Source organism: Streptomyces sp. NPDC043680, assembly GCF_056436685.1.
This window is the reverse complement of the sequence record NZ_JBWKCE010000021.1, coordinates 13,776-30,665: the sequence shown is the minus strand read 5'-3', so window position 1 is coordinate 30,665 and position 16,890 is coordinate 13,776. Positions and strand designations below refer to the sequence as shown.

Genomic DNA, 16,890 nt, shown 5'->3' with positions numbered 1-16,890 from the left:
CCGTCCGGAGCTAAGCTGGCGGGCATGCAGACAGACCTGCCGGAGACCGCCGTGCCGCCCGCCGCGATGCCCTTCGACGCCTTCGCGCGCGCGTGCCCGTCCCGGGAGACGCTGGAGCACGTCACCGGACGGTGGGGCAGCCTCACCGTGGGCGCCCTGCGCGAGGGCTCGTGCCGCTTCAACGAGCTGCGCCGCAAGGTCGACGGGGTCAGCGAGAAGATGCTCTCCCAGACGCTGCAGGCCCTGGAGCGCGACGGCATCGTGAACCGCGAGGCACAGCCGACGAACCCGCCGCGCGTGGACTACGAGCTGACCCCCCTCGGCATCGAGGTCGCCGACCGACTGCTGGCGCTCATCCACTTCCTGGAGGGGAGCATGCCGCAGGTGCTCGACTCCCGCGCGTCCTACGACGCCAGGCGCGGGGGCCGCTGACAGCGCGGGCAGAAGTAGCTGGACCGGTTCATCCACGGCCGCCGCCGCATCGGCGTACCGCAGCGCCGGCAGGGTTCGTCCTCCCGCCCGTAGGCGTCGAGCGAACGGTCGAAGTAGCCGGACTCGCCGTTCACGTTGACGTAAAGGCTGTCGAAGCTGGTGCCGCCGACATCGAGGGCGGCCTTCATGACGTCCCGGACATGGCCGAGGAGTTCCGCGCTCCGGGGGCGCGTGAGCGTGGCGGTGGGGCGCTCGTAGTGCAGCCGGGCCCGCCACAGCGCCTCGTCGGCGTAGATGTTGCCGACCCCGCTGATCAGCGACTGGTCGAGCAGGGCCCGCTTGACGGTGGTCCGCTTGGCGCGCAGGGCCAGGTGGTAGGCGGCTTCGTCGAAGAGCGGGTCCAGGGGGTCCCGGGCGATGTGCGCGATGACGTCGGGCAGGTTCTCGGAGCTGCCGGCCACGCTCTCGTGGAGCGACAGCCCGCCGAAGGTGCGCTGGTCCACGAAGCGCAGCTCGGTGCCGGTGTCGTCCTGGAACCGCACCCGGATCCGCAGGTGCTTCTCGTCGGGCGCCTCCTCGGGCTGGACGAGGAGCTGCCCGCTCATGCCGAGGTGCCCGAGGACGGAGAGGTCCCGCCCCTCCAGGGGCAGCCAGAGGTACTTCCCCCGGCGCCGCGGTATGCCGATGGTCTGGCCCCCCAGGCGCGCGGCGAAGTCGGCGCCTCCGGCCGGATGCCGCCGTACGGCCCGCGGGTGCAGCACCTCGACGGCGTCCACCGTCCGGCCGGCCACCCAGCGCTCCAGGCCCCGCCGCACGACCTCTACTTCGGGCAGCTCGGGCACGGCGGTCTCCTCCACGGCGGTGTGTCCATCTGGCACCGCCGAGCCTACCGGCCGGCCCGCCGGGGCCGGGAAAACGGGAGCGCCCGCCCCTGCGCGGCAGGGGCGGGCGTACATCCCGAAGGAAGGGTCAGACGCTCGGCGTCGGGTCGGTGGGTGTCGGCGCCCCGCCGTCCTCGGCCGCGACCTCGGCGCCGGCCGCAGCCGGCACCGGAGCCTGTGCGGCGGCCGTGGCCGCGGCTTCCGCCGCGATCCGCTCGTCCGCCGCGGCACGGATCCCGCGCCACGCGGATTCCGCCGCCTGCTGTTCCGCTTCCTTCTTGCTGCGGCCGGTGCCGGTGCCGTACGAGACACCACCGACGCGGGCGGCAGCAGTGAAGGTCTTCTCGTGGTCCGGACCGGTCTCGGTGACCAGGTACTCCGGCACGCCGAGCCCCTCGGCCGCGGTGAGTTCCTGGAGGCTGGTCTTCCAGTCCAGGCCCGCCCCGAGGTTCGAGGACTTCTCGATGAGCGGGTCGAAGAGCCGGTGGACCAGCTCCGAGGCCGCTTCGAGACCCTTGTCGAGGTAGACCGCGCCGATCACCGCTTCAAGGGTGTCGGCGAGGATGGAGGCCTTGTCCCGGCCGCCCGTGCCCTCTTCGCCCCGGCCGAGCCGGATGAACGAGCCGAGGTCGAGGCCGCGTCCGACCTCCGCCAGTGCACGCGAGTTGACCACCGCGGCCCGCAGTTTGGCCAGCTGGCCTTCCGGCAGGTCGGGGTGGGTGGTGTACAGCGTGTCCGTGACCACCAGGCCGAGCACGGAGTCCCCGAGGAACTCCAGGCGCTCGTTGGTGGGCAGACCGCCGTTCTCGTACGCGTACGAGCGGTGGGTCAGCGCACGCACCAGAAGGGCGGACTCAAGTCGATACCCGAGCCGCCCTTCCAGAAGCGTGTGGGACGAGGCCGCGTTGTTACTGTCTGCCTGCTTCTCAGCGTTGGACAGCTCAGACATTGCGCCTCTCACCAGCCGCTCAGACCTCGAGGACCTGGCGCTTGTTGTAGGTGCCGCAGCTCGGGCACGCGATGTGCTGGAGCTTCGGCTCCTGGCAACGCTCACACGAAACCAGGGTGGGGACCGCAGCCTTCCACTGCGACCGGCGGTGGCGCGTGTTGCTGCGCGACATCTTCCGCTTCGGAACAGCCACGGCTACTTCTCCTGCTTCTCGGCGGCGCTCTGAACGTCGTCAGATGCAGTGCCGCTCATGTTGTCCTTCTCGTCGTCCTGATCGGTCACGACGAGTTCCTGCAATGCCGCCCAACGGATGTCGACGGCGTCGTGGTGGTGGTCCGGGTCGTCGTTCAGGCTGATCCCGCATTCGGGGCACAGTCCGAGACAGTCCTCCCGGCACACCGGCTGCAGCGGCAGTGCGAGCACCACCGCGTCGCGCAGCACGGGTTCGAGGTCGAACAAGCCGTCCTCAAGGAAGAGCCTGTCCTCGTCGTCCTCGGCGTCGTCGGCCGGCTCCGCGTGAGCGCGGCTCCGGTCGTCGGCGTCAGGGTACGAGAACATCTCCTGGAAGTCCGCGTCGAGCTTGCGCTCCACGGCCTCCAGACACCTTACGCACTCCCCTTCGGCCGCGGCACGGACGGTGCCTGTGACAAGCACCCCTTCCATGACCGACTCAAGGCGGAGTTCGAGCTTCAGGGGGGCGCCTTCCGGCACTCCGATGACCCCTGCGAGACCGAGGTCCGCCGGAGCGGGGATCTCGCGGGACAGCCGCTGCATGGCACCAGGACGCCGACCCAGCTCGTGCGTGTCGAACACGAGGGGGTTGCGGTGGTCGAGGCGGGTGTTCAGGGCCGTTCCTGCTTTCACAGTTCGCTGAAGATCAAAGATTCCGCCGCTTGAGGGCAGCATGGATCGCGGTGCATACGCGCGACCGAAGGGCCAGGATACCCGGCCCTTCGCTCAGAGCCCAATCCGGCCCTAGCGCCCCTGCTCGTACTGGCGCAGCTGCTCCAGGTTGATCATGCTCGTGTCGAAGAAGCTGGTCTCGTCGAGCGCGGGCTGCTGCGGCTGGACCGGCTGCTGGGGCGGGTAGGCCGCGTAGGGGTCGGGGTGCTGGGCCTGCTGCTCGTAGCCCATCGCGTAGGGGTCCGGCTGCTGGGCCTGCTGCTGGTAGGCGTAGGGGTCCTGGTAGCCGTACGCGTCCTGCTGCCCGGCCTGCTGCTGCGGGTAGCCGTACGCGTCGTACGCGGGCTCCGGCTGGGCCTGCGCCGGGATCACCGGGGCCACCGGGCCCTCCGGCTCCGCCAGGCCTGCCAGGAAGTCCGCGTCGCTGGCCGAGCGGGACTGCGGGGCGCCCGCCGCGTCCTGGGCCGCCATGTGGGCGCCGAGGTCGTCCGTGGGGACCCGGCCCAGCAGCTTCTGCCGGCCCCGGCCGACCGCCTCCAGCGTCTTGGAGAGCACCGCCTCGAAGGTCGCCAGCTTGCTGTCGACGTACGCGTCCGCCTGCCGGCGCTGCGTCTCGGGGTCGTGGCTGCGCTCGGGCGCCTCCGCGTCCGGATGGCCCTGCTCGTCCAGGCCGGGACCGCGGCCCAGCAGCTTCTCGCGGCCGCGGTCGACCGAGCCGATGGTCTTGGTGAGGACGACCTCGAAGTTCGCGAGCTTGCTGTCGACGTAGTCGTCGGCCTCGGCCCGGATCTCCTCGGCCTCCCGGCGGGCGTCCGCCAGGATCCGGTCCGCCTCGTCCTGGGACCGGCGCGCGATCTCGGTGTCGGAGATCAGCGAGCCGCGCTGGGCGTGCGCGGACTCGAGGATCCGCTCCGCCTCCCGGCGGGCCTCCTCGACCATCTGCTCCCGGCCGCCGATGAGCTCCTGCGCCTGCGCGAGCGAGCCGGGCAGGGCCTGGCGCACTTCCTCAAGCTGGGCCAGCAGCTCCGCGCGGTTGATCACGCAGGAGGCCGACATGGGCATGGACCGGGCGCTGCCGACGGCCGCGACGATCTCGTCGAGCTTCTTCTGCACGTCCATGGGGGCTCGCACTCTCTCGGCCTCGGGCGGTTCCTGAGACGGACGGGACGACTGTAAGGCCACCGGCAGGGCGCCCGACACCGACTGACGCCCCGTCAGCGGGTCAGCGGTTCGCCAGCCGCTCGGTCAGTGCCGCGTGCACGTGCGGCGGCAGCAGGTGGGCGACGTCGCCGCCCCAGGCGGCGACCTCCTTGACGAGGGAGGAGGACAGGAAGCTGTACGTGGGGTTGGTCGGCACGAACAGCGTTTCGACGCCCGACAGGCCCATGTTCATCTGGGCCATCTGCAGCTCGTAGTCGAAGTCGCTGACGGCGCGCAGCCCCTTGACGATGGCGGGGATCTCGCGCTGCTTGCAGAAGTCGACGAGCAGTCCGTGGAACGACTCGACCTCGACGTTGCCGTAGCCGGCGGTCGCCTCGCGGATCAGCTCGATCCGCTCCTCGACGGTGAACAGCCCCTGCTTGGACTGGTTGATCATCACGGCGACGTGCACGACGTCGTAGAGCCTGGAGGCCCGGCCGATGATGTCGAGGTGTCCGTTGGTGATGGGGTCGAATGACCCGGGACAGACGGCGCGGCGCAACTTGGGTCCCTCGCTCTCCGGTGCGGTCTTCATGAATCTTCGCCGGTGAAGGCGGCGCGACCGTACCAAAGGGTGCCTTCGCCGTATTTCCTGGAGCGGAGCGGCTCGAACCCCTCGGGCCACGGGAACGCACCGCTCCTCGTACCGCGCTCCACGGTGACGAGCGCATCGCCGGTGAGCCAGCCATTGGACCGGAGTGTGAGCAGGATCTCGCCAAGATCGTCGTGGCCGACGGCGTAGGGCGGGTCCAGGAAGACCACGTCATACGGGTCCCCGGCCGCTGCCGCCACGACCTGCTCGGCCTTGCCGGCCCGGAATTCGGCGCCGGGCAGGCCCAGCGCCCTGATGTTGTCCCGGATGGCCTTCGCGGCCTTGGGGTCGGTCTCGACGAGCAGGGCGTGGGCGGCGCCGCGGGAGAGGGCCTCCAGGCCGACGGCGCCGGATCCGGCGTACAGGTCGAGCACCCGTGCCCCCTCGACGCCGTGCAGGGACTCCCAGGTGGAGAAGAGGCCTTCGCGCATCCGGTCCGAGGTCGGCCGGGTACCGGTGCCCGGGGGCACGGTCAGCCGTCGCCCGCCGGCGCTGCCGGCGATCACGCGGGTCATCTGGGGTCCTTCGGTCACGGGGTACTGACGGGTACTGCGGGTTCCACGATAGGTCGTACGACCGCGGGCCGTACCGCTCAGCCCTTCTCCAGGTACTGCTCGCGTTCGGTGTCGAGCAGGGCGTCGAGCGCGGCCTTCAGGCCCGGCAGCCGCTCCAGCTCCGGATCGGCGGCGACCACGCGGGTGGCCTCCTCGCGGGCCTGGGCGATGATCTCCTCGTCCTCGATGACGGCGAGCATGCGCAGCGAGGACCGGACGCCCGACTGGGCCTGTCCGAGCACATCGCCCTCGCGGCGCTGCTCCAGGTCGATCCGGGAGAGTTCGAAGCCGTCGAGGGTGGCGGCGACGGCGGCCAGCCGGGCCCGGGCGGGACTGGCCTCGTGCATCTCGCTGACCAGCAGGCACAGGCCGGGCGCGGAGCCGCGGCCGACGCGGCCGCGCAGCTGGTGGAGCTGGGAGACGCCGAACCGGTCGGCGTCCATGATGACCATGACCGTGGAGTTGGGGACGTTCACCCCGACCTCGATGACGGTGGTGGCGACCAGGACCTCCACCTCGCCGGCGGCGAAGCGCCGCATCACCTCGTCCTTGTCGGCCGGGTCCATCCGGCCGTGCAGCACCTCGACCGCCAGTCCGGCGAGCGGGCCGCGGGCCAGCTGCTCCGCGATGTCGAGGACGGCCAGCGGCGGGCGCTTCTCCGCCTCGTCCTCGGCGGAGGGCTTCTTCTTCGGCTCGTCGTCCCCGTCGCCGATGCGCGGGCACACCACGTACGCCTGGTGGCCGTTCTCCACCTCCTCGCGGACCCGCTCCCAGGCGCGGGCCAGGAAGTGCGGCTTGTCCTTGGCCGGCACCACGTGGGTGGCGATCGGGGAGCGCCCGGCGGGCAGCTGGTCGAGGACGGAGGTCTCCAGGTCGCCGAAGACGGTCATCGCGACGGTGCGCGGGATCGGGGTCGCCGTCATCACCAGCAGGTGCGGCGGCTGCTTGCCCTTCGAGCGCAGCGCGTCGCGCTGCTCCACGCCGAAGCGGTGCTGTTCGTCGACGACGACCAGGCCGAGGTCGTGGAACTGCACCTTGTCCTCGATGAGCGCGTGCGTGCCGATCACGAGGCCCGCCTCGCCGGTGACCAGGTCGAGCAGGGCCTGGCGGCGGGCGGCCGTCCCCATGGAGCCGGTGAGCAGCACCACCTTGGTGCCCTGGTCGGAGCCGCCGAGCATGCCGCCTTCGGCCAGGTCGCCCATCATCTCGGTGATGGAGCGATGGTGCTGCTGGGCGAGGACCTCGGTGGGGGCGAGCATCGCGGCCTGTCCGCCGCTGTCCACGACGGCGAGCATGGCGCGCAGCGCGACCATGGTCTTCCCGCTGCCGACCTCGCCCTGGAGGAGGCGGTGCATGGGGTGTTCGGTGGCGAGGTCGTCGAAGATCTCCTTCGAGACGGTCTGCTGTCCCTCGGTGAGGGTGAAGGGCAGCTTGGCGTCGAAGGCGTCGAGCAGGCCGCCCGGGGCGGGCCGGCGCGGGACCGCGGGGAGCAGGGAGTCGGCGTGCCGGCGGCGGGCCAGGGCGGTCTGGAGGACGAAGGCCTCGTCCCACTTCAGCCGCTGGCGGGCGTCCTCGACGTCGGCCTTGGCGGCGGGCCGGTGGATCTTCAGCAGGGCCTCGGTGAGCGGGATCAGCCCGCGGTGCGCGCGCAGCGCGTCCGGCAGCGGGTCCACGGCCTCCCGGGCGCGGGGCAGGACCGCGTCCACGGCCTTGGAGATCTTCCAGGACTCCAGCTGCTTGCACGCCGGGTAGATGGGGATCAGCTGGTTGGCGAAGGCGGCCGCCGCGTCGGACTCCCCGGCCTCCGCGCCCAGCGGCTCGTACGCCGGGTGGGCCAGCTGGAGCTTGCGGTTGAACAGGGAGACCTTGCCGGCGAACATCGCGCGGGTGCCGGGCAGCAGCTCCTTGTGCGGCTTGTGGACGCCCGCTCCGAAGAAGACCAGTTGGAGCCGGCCGCTGCCGTCGGTGATGGTCACCTCCAGGCGTTTTCCGCGGCCGCCGTTGAAGGTCAGGATCCGGGCGTCGGCGACCTGGGCCACGACCGTCACGTGCTCGTCGATCTGGTCGGCGAGCTCGGTCAGCGAGGTCAGCTCCCCGCGCTCGGCGTACCGCCGCGGATAGTGGTGGAGCAGGTCCAGGACCGTGTGCAGGCCGAGCTGCTCGGCCAGCACCTTGGCGGTGGCGGGGCCGAGCGTCTTCTTGAGGTCTTCGTCGAGCGCGGGCACGGGTTCATTGCACACCATGGCGCCGACAACTCCGCTATTCGACTCCGATGAGCAGGGGCGCCGAGTACCGCCCGCCCCGGTAGGTGACGGTGTCCACCGCCAGGTGCCCGTGCTGGACGTGGGCCTCCAGGCGGGCGGCGAGGGTGTCGGGCACCTCGGGGCCGAGGACCAGGGTGACCAGTTCGCCGCCGGAGCCCAGCATGCGGTCCAGGACCGCCTCGGCGGTCTCGGTCAGGGCGGAGCCGATGACGGCGACGTCGCCGTCGATGAGCCCGAGCACGTCCCCGGCCTGGCAGATGCCGGCGGAGGTGAAGGACTGCCGTTCGGCGACGGCGAGTTCCCCGTAGCGGGTGGCGCCGGCCGCCGCGGTCATGGCGACGACGTCCTCGTCGAAGCTGGCGTCCGGGTCGTGGACGGCGAGGGCGGCCAGGGCCTGGACCGCGGACCGGGTGGGGATCACGGCCACGCGCACCCCGTCGGCGCGGGCCTGTTCGGCCGCGGCGGCCGCGGCCGCGCGCTGCTCGGCGCCTCCGGGCAGCAGCACCACCTCGCGGGCGTGGGCGCGCCGGACGGCGTCGGCCAGTGCGGCCGCTTCGGGCGCCTCTCCTGCGCGGGCGAGCACGGTGGTGGCGCCGGCCTCCTCGCACAGCCCGGCCAGTCCCTCGCCCGGGACCACGGCGACCACGGCCCGCTGGGCGCGCTCGCCGCGCGCCCGGCGCCGCTCGTCGCCGAAGTGGGTGATGCGGATCCGGTAGGGCCGCCCGGCGGCCACGCCCGCCTCCACGGCCGCGCCGGGGTCGTCGACGTGCACGTGCACGTTCCACAGCCCGTCGCCGCCGACCACCACGAGGGAGTCCCCGAGTCCGTCGAGGCGGGCCCGCAGCTCGGCCACGGCCGGTTCGGCCGCCTCCAGCAGGTAGATCACCTCGTACGCGGGCCCGCCGTGCTCCTCCGCGTCGCAGGGCTGCGGGGTCTGCGGTACGGGTACGGCCCGGCCGCGGATCGCCTCGGGCGCGGGTGCCTCGCCGGACAGCGCCTGCCACAGGGCCCCCAGGACGGCGACCAGCCCGCTGCCGCCGGCGTCGACCACCCCGGCCCGGCCCAGCTCGGCCAGCTGCAAGGGGGTGTCGGCGAGGGCCGTGCGGGCTCCGTCGTAGGCGGCCCGGGCCACGTCGGCGGGGCTCCCGGCGGCGGCCTCGGCGGCTGCACCGGCCCGGGCCGCCGCGGCGGCGACGGTGAGCATGGTGCCCTCGACGGGGTGCGCGACCGCCTCGTAGGCCTCCTCGGCGGCCCGGGTCAGCGCCTCGGCGAGCAGCCTGGCCGGCCCGCGGCCCCCGGGCTCGTCGCCCAGGACGTCGGCCACCCCGCGCAGCAGCTGGGCCAGGATCGTCCCGGAGTTCCCCCGGGCGCCTATCAGGGCGCCGTGCGCGTACGCCCGTACCGCCTGGGCGAGGGAGGGCGGCGGGGGCGCGGCCCCGTCCCCGGTCACAGGAACGCCGGTGAAGGCCTGCGCGAGCGCACGGTGCGCCGATTCGGCGGTGAGGTGGAGGTTGGTGCCGGTGTCCGCGTCCGCGACGGGGTAGACGTTGATGGCGTCGATGTCCTCGCGTGCCCGGCCCAGGGCGGCCACGGCCAGGGAGCTCCAGGTGCGCACCGCTTCGGCGTCGAGCTCGTCGGCGGGCTGCGGCTGCGGCTCATGCGGCACCGGGCGTTCCTCCTTGTGCGGGCCAGGGTTCACCGCAGGGTAACCAAGGGCGGGCCGGTCGCCGGGACCGCGGGCGGGCCCGGCGGCGGCCATGGTAGTTTTCTTGGACCGGAGCAGTCGTTGTATGCTGCTCCGGTTGCCCGATGAAAGTCGGGCCATTCCCCCGGCAAACCACTTCAGATCTCTGATCCGGTGCGCCGGATTTCACTGTAAGTGCACCTGAAGTCTTTGGAGTGACCTGTGGCTGCCAACTGCGACGTTTGCGGCAAGGGGCCGGGCTTCGGCAACAACATCTCGCACTCGCACCGCCGTACGTCCCGTCGCTGGAACCCGAACATCCAGCGCGTCCGTGCCGTGGTCAGTGGGACGCCGAAGCGCCTCAACGCCTGCACCTCGTGCATCAAGGCCGGCAAGGTCTCGCGCTGACGCCTCCCGTCGTCGTAGCGCAGCCCTTTCCGGTTGCCAAGAAGGCCGGTCCACCTCGTGGACCGGCCTTTTGCCTTGCCCGGAGCGACGGGCGGGCCGACCACCGCATCCCGTGATGCGGTGGTCCTGTGCTGTCAGCTCACCGGTTCCACTGCCAGGCGTGGTCGACCGGGCCGATGCCGCCGCCGAGCGCGAAGCCGGCCGCGATGGCGCCGGTGACGTACTCCTTGGCCTCCGTCACGGCCTGCGGCACGTCCTGCCCCTTCGCGAGGCCGGCCGCCACCGCGGAGGCGAGGGTGCAGCCACTGCCGTGGGTGTGCCGGTTGTCGTGGCGCGGGGCCCGCAGCCACAGCAGGCTGTCTCCGTCAGTAAGCAGGTCGGCGGCCCCACCGCCGTGGGCGGCCAGGTGCCCGCCCTTGACCAGCACCCACTCCGGTCCGTACCCGAGGACGGCGTCGGCGGCCCGCCGCATGTCGTCCTCGGTCTCCACGACCAGGCCCGTGAGCTGTGCGACCTCGTCGAGGTTGGGGGTGGCGACGGTGGCCCGCGGCAGTAGTTCCTTGCGTACGGCGTCCAGGGCCGAGGCGGCGAGCAGCGCGTCCCCGTGCTTGGAGACCCCGACCGGGTCCACGACGGCGGGGGCCGCGGTGGCGGCCAGCAACTCGGCGACGGTCTCCACCAGCGCGGCGGAGGACAGCATGCCGGTCTTGACGGCCTGTACGCCGATGTCGTCGGCCACGGCCCGGTACTGGGCCCTCACGGCCTCGGCGGGCAGCTCCCAGACTCCGTGGACGCCCAGGGAGTTCTGCGCGGTCACGGCGGTCACCACGCTCATCCCGTGCACGCCGAGCGCCAGCATGGTCTTGAGGTCGGCCTGGATTCCGGCGCCACCGCCGGAGTCGGATCCGGCAACGGTCAGGCACAGCGGTGGCGCGTCGCTCATCGGCAGGTCTCCTCGGTGGACGGGTCGGAGCCGAAGTGGTCCCAGCCACCGGTGCTCGTCCAGGGCGCGCCGTCCACGGTCACCTGGGGCAGCGCGGACCGGTTCAGCACCTCCCCGATGACCTTCCAGCGGGCCGGCAGTTTCACGTCGGGCGGGAAGGTCGCCACGATGGCGTGATCCTCTCCGCCGGTGAGCACCCACTGCAAGGGGTCGACGCCGACGGCCTGTCCGATGTCGTGCATCTGGGTCGGGATGTCCACGGCCGCCGAGCGCAGGTCGATCCGCACCTTGCTGGCCTCCGCGATGTGCCCGAGGTCGGCGATGAGTCCGTCGCTGACGTCGGTCATGGCCGTGGCGCCGAGTCCGGCGGCGGCGGGGCCCGCGTGGTAGGGCGGTTCGGGGCGCCGGTGTGCCTCGACGAAGGCCCGCGGGGAGCGGAAGCCGCGCGAGAGCACGGCGTATCCGGCGGCGGACCAGCCCAGCCAGCCGGTGACGGCCACGACGTCGCCGGGCTGGGCGCCGGAGCGCAGCACGGGCTCGTGGTTGCGCAGGTCGCCGAGGGCGGTGATGGAGACGGTGATCGTGTCGCCGCGGACCACGTCCCCGCCGACCACGGCCGCTCCGGCGACCTGGCATTCGTCGCGCAGACCGTCCATCAGCTCGGTCGGCCAGGTGACCGGGAGCTCGGCCGGGACGACGAGGCCGAGCAGCAGCGCGGTCGGCACCGCGCCCATGGCGGCGATGTCGGCGAGGTTCTGCGCGGCGGCCTTGCGGCCGACGTCGTAGGCCGTGGACCAGTCTCGCCGGAAGTGCCTGCCCTCCAGGAGGATGTCCGTGCTCGCCACGACCCGCCGGTCGGGGGCCGACACCACCGCGGCGTCGTCGCCGGGTCCGAGCCGGACCGCCGGGGTGGTGGTGAGCCGTGAGGTGAGCTCCCGAATGAGCCCGAACTCCCCCAGCTCGCCCACAGTGCCCTTCATCGCTGTGCCCCTTCTTGCCCAGTCCGCTTGCGGTCGCGAGCCGTCACAGCTCTGGGTACCGTCAACAGATACGTCAACTTCTGCTCTTCGTACGCCCCGCTGTGCGTGGCACCGGGCTCGCGGGTCTCCCCGCGGCGCTCGGCGACGCGGTACCGTGGCGTCCCTTCTTCCCCGGGCCCGCCCGCAATTCCAGGGCCCACCCGAAGGTTAGGGGAATCGATCCTCGTGGCCGCCCTGGAGGTTCCGTGGTACAGGCGTACATCCTCATCCAGACCGAGGTGGGCAAGGCGTCGTTCGTCGCCGAGTCCATCAGCCAGATCGCGGGGGTGATCCAGGCGGAGGACGTGACGGGCCCCTACGACGTGATCGTGCGCGCCCAGGCCGAGACCGTGGACGAGCTCGGCCGCATGGTCGTCGCCAAGGTCCAGCAGGTGGAGGGGATCACCCGCACCCTGACCTGCCCGGTGGTCCATCTGTAGCCCCCGTCTACTCTTGGCCGGTGATGTCCCTCCACCGCCGGCCCGTCCGTGTGCCCGCTCTGCCCGCCCTGGTCGCCGTACTGGCCCTTGCGGGCTGTGTCCCGGGCGGCGCGCGGGCCCGGGTGGATCCGCCGCCCGCGCCGCCCGCCGACGTCGCGGGGTTCTGTGCAGCGCTGCACAGGGAACTCCCGGAGAAGGTGGCCGGCCTGGCGCGGACCCCCACCGACCCGGAGTCCGACCTGACCGCCGCGTGGGGCGGCTCGGCGATCGTACTGCGGTGCGGCATCCCCAAGCCCGCGGAGATGGCCGATCCGAAGCAGGAAGGCGTCCACGTGAACGGCGTGGCCTGGCTGCTGGAGGAGCTCCCCGACGACGCCGGCGGGGGTTTCCGGTTCACCACCGGCATGCGCCTGGCATACACGCAGGTCCAGGTCGACGAGGAGCATGCCACGGATGCGGGGATGCTGGTCGGGCTGTCCACCGCCGTGGCCAAGGCCGTGCCGGAGGGGATCTCCTCGTACTGATCCCCTCGTACTGGTCTCCTCGCGCCGGGCCCGCCCGGCCCGCGTCGCGCCGACCGCCCGCCGGGAATCCCGGCGGGCGGTCGGCGTGTACGGGTGTGCGCCGTACGGCGGCTAGCGCAGGCCGGTGGAGCGGCGCAGGGCGGCCTGGATCAGGCGGTCCACCAGCTCCGGGTAGGCGACGCCCGACTCCTGCCACATGCGGGGGTACATGGAGATCGGCGTGAAGCCCGGCATCGTGTTGATCTCGTTGATGACGAAGGTGCCGTCCTCGGTGAGGAAGAAGTCGGCACGCACCAGGCCCTCGCAGGACGCGGCCTCGAAGGCCTCGATCGCGAGCCGCTGCACCTCGGCGGTCTGCTCCGGGGTGAGCGGGGCGGGCACGATCCCGGAGGCGGAGTCGATGTACTTCGCCTCGAAGTCGTAGAAGTCGTGGCTGGAGACCGGGGGGATCTCGGCGGGCGCGCTGGCGCGCGGGCCGTCCTCGAACTCCAGCACCCCGCACTCGATCTCGCGGCCGCGCAGCAGCGCCTCCACGATGATCTTCGGGTCGTGGCGCTGGGCCTCGCGGATCGCCTCGTCCAGGCCGGAGGCGTCGTCGACCTTGGTGATGCCGATGGAGGAGCCGGCCCGGGCGGGCTTGATGAAGAGCGGCCAGCCGTGCTCGCCGGCGAAGTCCAGGATCTTCGCCTCGGCGGCGTCCCGGTCGGCCTCCCACTCGCGGGGGCGGACGGTCAGGTACGGCCCGACGGGCAGCCCGAAGGAGGTGAAGACCCGCTTCATGTACTCCTTGTCCTGGCCGACGGCGGAGGCGAGGACGCCCGAGCCGACGTACGGGATGCCGGAGAGCTCCAGGAGCCCCTGCAGGGTGCCGTCCTCGCCGTACGGGCCGTGCAGCACGGGGAAGACGACGTCGACCTCGCCCAGGGCCTTGGGAACGGCTCCCGGCTCGGTGTAGACGACCTCGCGGCTCGCCGGGTCGACGGAGAGCACGACGGCGCCCTCCTCGGACTCCGAGAGCTCCTCGACGCTCGGGAGCCGGCGGTCGGCGATGGCCATCCGCTCGGGCGCGTCGGCGGTCAGCGCCCACCGGCCGTCGGTGGTGATGCCGATGGGCAGCACCTCGTACTTGGAGCGGTCGATCGAGCGCAGCACCGCGCCCGCCGTGACGACCGAGATGGCGTGTTCCGAGCTGCGGCCGCCGAACACGACGGCCACGCGGGGCTTGCGGCCCTGCTGCTCAGGGGTCTGGGGGAGGTTCTCGCTGCTCATATCGCCACGAGAGTACCCGCTCAGACGTCCGGAAAGGAGTCAGCGGCGTTCCGGTTTGGCGCTGCGCGCCATCAGTTCCTTCAGTGCGACCAGCGGCGGCTTGCCGTGGTGGACGATCTCGACCACCGTGTCGGTGATCGGCATGTCCACTCCGTGCCGGCGCGCCAGATCGGCCACCGACTGGCAGGACTTGACGCCCTCGGCGGTCTGGCTGGTGACCGCGATGGTCTCCTCCAGGGTCATCCCGCGCCCGAGGTTGGTGCCGAAGGTGTGGTTCCGGGACAGCGGCGAGGAGCAGGTGGCGACGAGGTCGCCCAGACCGGCGAGCCCGGAGAAGGTGAGCGGGTCGGCTCCCATCGCCACGCCCAGGCGGGTCGCCTCGGCCAGGCCACGGGTGATCAGCGAGCCCTTGGTGTTGTCGCCCAGGCCCATGCCGTCGGCGATGCCGACGGCGAGGCCGATGACGTTCTTGACGGCGCCGCCGAGCTCGCAGCCGATCACGTCGGTGCTGGTGTACGGGCGGAAGTACGGCGTGTGGCAGGCGGCCTGGAGGCGCCGGGCGACGGCCTCGTCGGAGCAGGCGACGACGGCGGCCGCGGGCTGCCGGGCGGCGATCTCGCGGGCCAGGTTGGGGCCGGTGACGACGGCGACGCGCTCGGCCGGGACCTTGGCGACCTCTTCGATGACCTCGCTCATCCGCTTGGCGGTGCCCAGTTCGATGCCCTTCATCAGGGACACGAGCACCGCGTCGGGGGGCAGCAGCGGCGCCCATGCGGCCAGGTTGCCGCGCAGCGTCTGCGAGGGGATGGCGAGGACCGCGAAGTCGGCGTCACGGGCGGCCTCGGCCGGGTCGGTGGTGGCGCGCATGGCCTCCGGCAGTTCCACCCCGGGGAAGTAGTCCGGGTTGGACCGGCCGGTGTTGATGGCGTCGACCACCTCCTGGCGGCGGCCCCACAGGGTCACCTCGCAGCCGGCGTCGGCGAGCACCATGCCGAAGGCCGTGCCCCAGGAGCCGGTTCCGAAGACGGCCGCCTTCACGGGACGTGTCACTTCTTGTCCTCCCCCGCGGCTTTGCGCCGCTGTTCCGCCCTGGCCTTGCGATGGTCGTACGGCTGCTCGGGCGCCTTCTCGCCGCGCAGTTCCTCCAGCAGCCCGGTGATGGCGGCCATGATGACCTCGGTGACCTCTTTGAGCACGTCCGGGGTGGGTTCCCGGTCGTAGAACTCGGAGAGGTCGAGGGGCGGTCCGGCGAGCACCTGGAGGGTCTTGCGGGGGAACAGGCGGACCTTGTTCTCCTTGGCGTAGGGCGGCATCGCGAGGTTCGCGCCCCACTGGGCCACCGGAATGACGGGCGCCCGGGTCATCAGTGCGACCCGGGCCGCGCCCGTCTTGCCGGCCATCGGCCACATGTCCGGATCCCGGGTGAGGGTGCCCTCCGGATAAAAGGCGACGCATTCGCCGCTCTCGATCGCGGCCACGGCGGCCCGGAATGCGTCCAGGGCGTTGGTGGTCTCGCGGTAGACCGGGATCTGCCCGGAGCCGCGCAGGATCGAGCCGACGAAAGGCACCTTGAAGAGGGCGGCCTTCGCGAGCAATCGGGGCACCCGGCCGGTGTTGTACTGGAAGTGCGCGTAGGAGAGCGGGTCCAGATACGAGTTGTGATTGACGACGGTGATAAAGCCGCCGTCGGCCGGAATGTGCTCCATTCCCCGCCAGTCCCGCTTGAAGAGCACCGTCAACGGCGGTTTTGCGATGACCGCCGCCAGGCGGTACCAGAAGCCGATTCTGCGGCGGGACACTCGGACACCTTCCTCTAGGACCGGTGCGCGGCTTGGGCACCTCGTCGGCCGGACACGTGTGGTGCCGGGTCCGGTCTCTGTCGAGAACACCGTACGCCCCGCCCGCACCGCCGTACCTCCGGGTTGCCCGGGCAGAGGTGACAATGGGCCGATGCATGACCGGGCCGTGACCTGGCCGTGGTCCGGGCATGGCCGAGTGCACGCAGCGGGGGAAGGGGTCCGTCACGAACGCCGTCTGGAGTCTGGTGGTCCCGCTGAAGCCGCTCGCGGTGGCCAAGAGCCGTCTCGCGGCGGCCGTGGGCGCGGCCCGGCCGGGGCTCGCGCTGGCGTTCGCGCAGGACACGGTGGCCGGTGCGCTGGCCTGCCCGGCCGTCGCGGATGTGGTGGTCGTCACGGACGACGCCGAGGCCGGGACGGAACTGGCCCGGCTGGGGGCCCGGATCGTGCCGGACGCCCCGGGCGCCGGGCTCAACGCGGCGCTGGCCCACGGGGCGCGGGCGATACGCGCGGGGCGCCCCGGGGCAGCGGTCGGGGCGATGAACGCGGATCTCCCCGCCCTGCGGCCCCCGGAATTGCTACGCGTGCTCGAAGCCGCTTCGGTATTTCCCCGGGCATTTCTGGCGGATGCGGCGGGAATCGGGACGACCTTGCTTTCCGCCGCCCCGCACACGGAATTGGCACCCGCGTTCGGCGGCCCGTCGCGGGCCCGCCATTCGGCGTCGGGGGCCGCCGAAATCGCCCTGTCGGACGTGGACAGCGTGCGCCGGGACGTGGACACGGCGGCGGACCTGCGGACCGCCCTCGCCCTCGGCGTGGGCCGTCACACGGCCCGATACAGTGCCCGTATGCAGGCGACCGCGTACACGTACGACTCCCAGACCCACAGCGGCAGCGTGCTGCTGGACGACGGCACCCCGGTGCCCTTCGAGGCCCCGGCGTTCGAGGCGGGGGGCCTGCGGCTGCTGCGCCCGGGGCAGCGGGTGCGGATCGAGACGGAGGGCGAGGGGGCCGGTCTGCGGATCACCCTGG

General features: G+C 72.3%; 18 protein-coding genes and 1 pseudogene. 5 read left to right on the top strand and 14 right to left on the bottom strand.

The annotated features are described in order from the left end of the window. Positions 1-24: 24 nt before the first annotated feature. Entirely contained in the window at positions 25-432 is a 408-nt protein-coding gene (locus AC0666_RS29290; protein WP_478708663.1) for a winged helix-turn-helix transcriptional regulator, read from the top strand. On the opposite strand, the gene mutM is transcribed toward AC0666_RS29290, so the two are convergent. The 9 genes from mutM to AC0666_RS29245 form a co-directional block, all read right to left on the bottom strand. Continuing rightward, a complete protein-coding gene (gene mutM, locus AC0666_RS29285) occupies positions 405-1,274 on the bottom strand; it encodes a bifunctional DNA-formamidopyrimidine glycosylase/DNA-(apurinic or apyrimidinic site) lyase (RefSeq protein WP_468963531.1) in 870 nt (289 codons plus the stop codon). The two genes, AC0666_RS29290 and mutM, sit on opposite strands and share 28 nt — an antisense overlap. 127 nt (positions 1,275-1,401) lie before the next feature. After that, positions 1,402-2,262 (bottom strand): ribonuclease III, encoded by an 861-nt coding sequence (rnc, locus tag AC0666_RS29280; RefSeq protein WP_468963422.1) that lies wholly within the window; start codon positions 2,260-2,262, stop codon positions 1,402-1,404. Between the two features lie 19 nt (positions 2,263-2,281). Continuing rightward, a complete protein-coding gene (rpmF, locus tag AC0666_RS29275) occupies positions 2,282-2,455 on the bottom strand; it encodes a 50S ribosomal protein L32 (RefSeq protein ID WP_003965982.1) in 174 nt (57 codons plus the stop codon). 2 nt (positions 2,456-2,457) lie between these two features. Then, positions 2,458-3,168, bottom strand: coding sequence for a YceD family protein (locus AC0666_RS29270; RefSeq protein ID WP_478708662.1), 711 nt, complete (start codon positions 3,166-3,168; stop codon positions 2,458-2,460). Positions 3,169-3,237: 69 nt separating this feature from the next. Beyond that, positions 3,238-4,284 (bottom strand): DivIVA domain-containing protein, encoded by a 1,047-nt coding sequence (locus AC0666_RS29265; RefSeq protein WP_478708661.1) that lies wholly within the window; start codon positions 4,282-4,284, stop codon positions 3,238-3,240. A gap of 103 nt (positions 4,285-4,387) precedes the next feature. Next, positions 4,388-4,867, bottom strand: coding sequence for a pantetheine-phosphate adenylyltransferase (gene coaD, locus AC0666_RS29260; protein ID WP_356847846.1), 480 nt, complete (start codon positions 4,865-4,867; stop codon positions 4,388-4,390). Positions 4,868-4,896: 29 nt separating this feature from the next. Continuing rightward, a complete protein-coding gene (gene rsmD / locus AC0666_RS29255) occupies positions 4,897-5,490 on the bottom strand; it encodes a 16S rRNA (guanine(966)-N(2))-methyltransferase RsmD (protein WP_468963421.1) in 594 nt (197 codons plus the stop codon). Positions 5,491-5,549: 59 nt separating this feature from the next. Further along, positions 5,550-7,754 carry an ATP-dependent DNA helicase RecG gene (gene recG, locus AC0666_RS29250; RefSeq protein ID WP_468963420.1) on the bottom strand — a complete coding sequence of 735 codons (2,205 nt, stop codon included), beginning with the start codon at positions 7,752-7,754 and terminating at the stop codon, positions 5,550-5,552. A 16-nt stretch (positions 7,755-7,770) separates the two neighbouring features. Then, on the bottom strand, positions 7,771-9,534 hold the full coding sequence (locus tag AC0666_RS29245) for a DAK2 domain-containing protein (RefSeq protein ID WP_478708660.1): 1,764 nt from the start codon (positions 9,532-9,534) through the stop codon (positions 7,771-7,773). Positions 9,535-9,681: 147 nt separating this feature from the next. Here AC0666_RS29245 and rpmB point away from each other — a divergent pair, with 147 nt between their 5' ends. Further along, a complete protein-coding gene (gene rpmB / locus AC0666_RS29240; protein ID WP_064070327.1) occupies positions 9,682-9,867 on the top strand; it encodes a 50S ribosomal protein L28 in 186 nt (61 codons plus the stop codon). 139 nt (positions 9,868-10,006) lie between these two features. Here the strand turns inward: rpmB and thiD are convergent, their stop codons facing one another. Beyond that, a complete protein-coding gene (gene thiD / locus AC0666_RS29235) occupies positions 10,007-10,810 on the bottom strand; it encodes a bifunctional hydroxymethylpyrimidine kinase/phosphomethylpyrimidine kinase (RefSeq protein WP_478708659.1) in 804 nt (267 codons plus the stop codon). Further along, the gene (locus AC0666_RS29230; protein ID WP_356847696.1) at positions 10,807-11,790 is read right to left on the bottom strand and encodes a thiamine-phosphate kinase; all 984 of its coding nucleotides are present in this window, start codon (positions 11,788-11,790) and stop codon (positions 10,807-10,809) included. Before AC0666_RS29230 ends, thiD begins: the two co-directional genes overlap by 4 nt. A 245-nt stretch (positions 11,791-12,035) precedes the next feature. Between AC0666_RS29230 and AC0666_RS29225 the strand changes: the two genes are divergently transcribed. Together AC0666_RS29225 and AC0666_RS29220 are read left to right on the top strand one after the other, a co-directional pair. Beyond that, positions 12,036-12,269 carry an Lrp/AsnC ligand binding domain-containing protein gene (locus tag AC0666_RS29225; protein WP_356847694.1) on the top strand — a complete coding sequence of 78 codons (234 nt, stop codon included), beginning with the start codon at positions 12,036-12,038 and terminating at the stop codon, positions 12,267-12,269. Between the two features lie 23 nt (positions 12,270-12,292). Next, positions 12,293-12,793, top strand: coding sequence for a DUF3515 domain-containing protein (locus tag AC0666_RS29220; protein ID WP_361723337.1), 501 nt, complete (start codon positions 12,293-12,295; stop codon positions 12,791-12,793). A gap of 111 nt (positions 12,794-12,904) precedes the next feature. Here the strand turns inward: AC0666_RS29220 and AC0666_RS29215 are convergent, their stop codons facing one another. From AC0666_RS29215 to AC0666_RS29205, 3 genes are read right to left on the bottom strand one after another with little or no spacing between them, the layout of a single operon-like run. Next, positions 12,905-14,062, bottom strand: a complete 1,158-nt coding sequence (locus tag AC0666_RS29215; protein WP_468963417.1) for a D-alanine--D-alanine ligase family protein — start codon at positions 14,060-14,062, stop codon at positions 12,905-12,907. A 39-nt stretch (positions 14,063-14,101) separates the two neighbouring features. Beyond that, entirely contained in the window at positions 14,102-15,112 is a 1,011-nt protein-coding gene (locus AC0666_RS29210; RefSeq protein WP_361723331.1) for an NAD(P)H-dependent glycerol-3-phosphate dehydrogenase, read from the bottom strand. Then, a complete protein-coding gene (locus AC0666_RS29205) occupies positions 15,109-15,861 on the bottom strand; it encodes a lysophospholipid acyltransferase family protein (protein ID WP_361723328.1) in 753 nt (250 codons plus the stop codon). The genes AC0666_RS29210 and AC0666_RS29205 overlap by 4 nt, the downstream gene beginning before the upstream one ends. Before the next feature lie 188 nt (positions 15,862-16,049). Here AC0666_RS29205 and cofC point away from each other — a divergent pair. Next, positions 16,050-16,703: pseudogene (gene cofC, locus AC0666_RS29200) on the top strand (2-phospho-L-lactate guanylyltransferase); the annotation flags it as partial. Between the last annotated feature and the right edge of the window lie 187 nt (positions 16,704-16,890).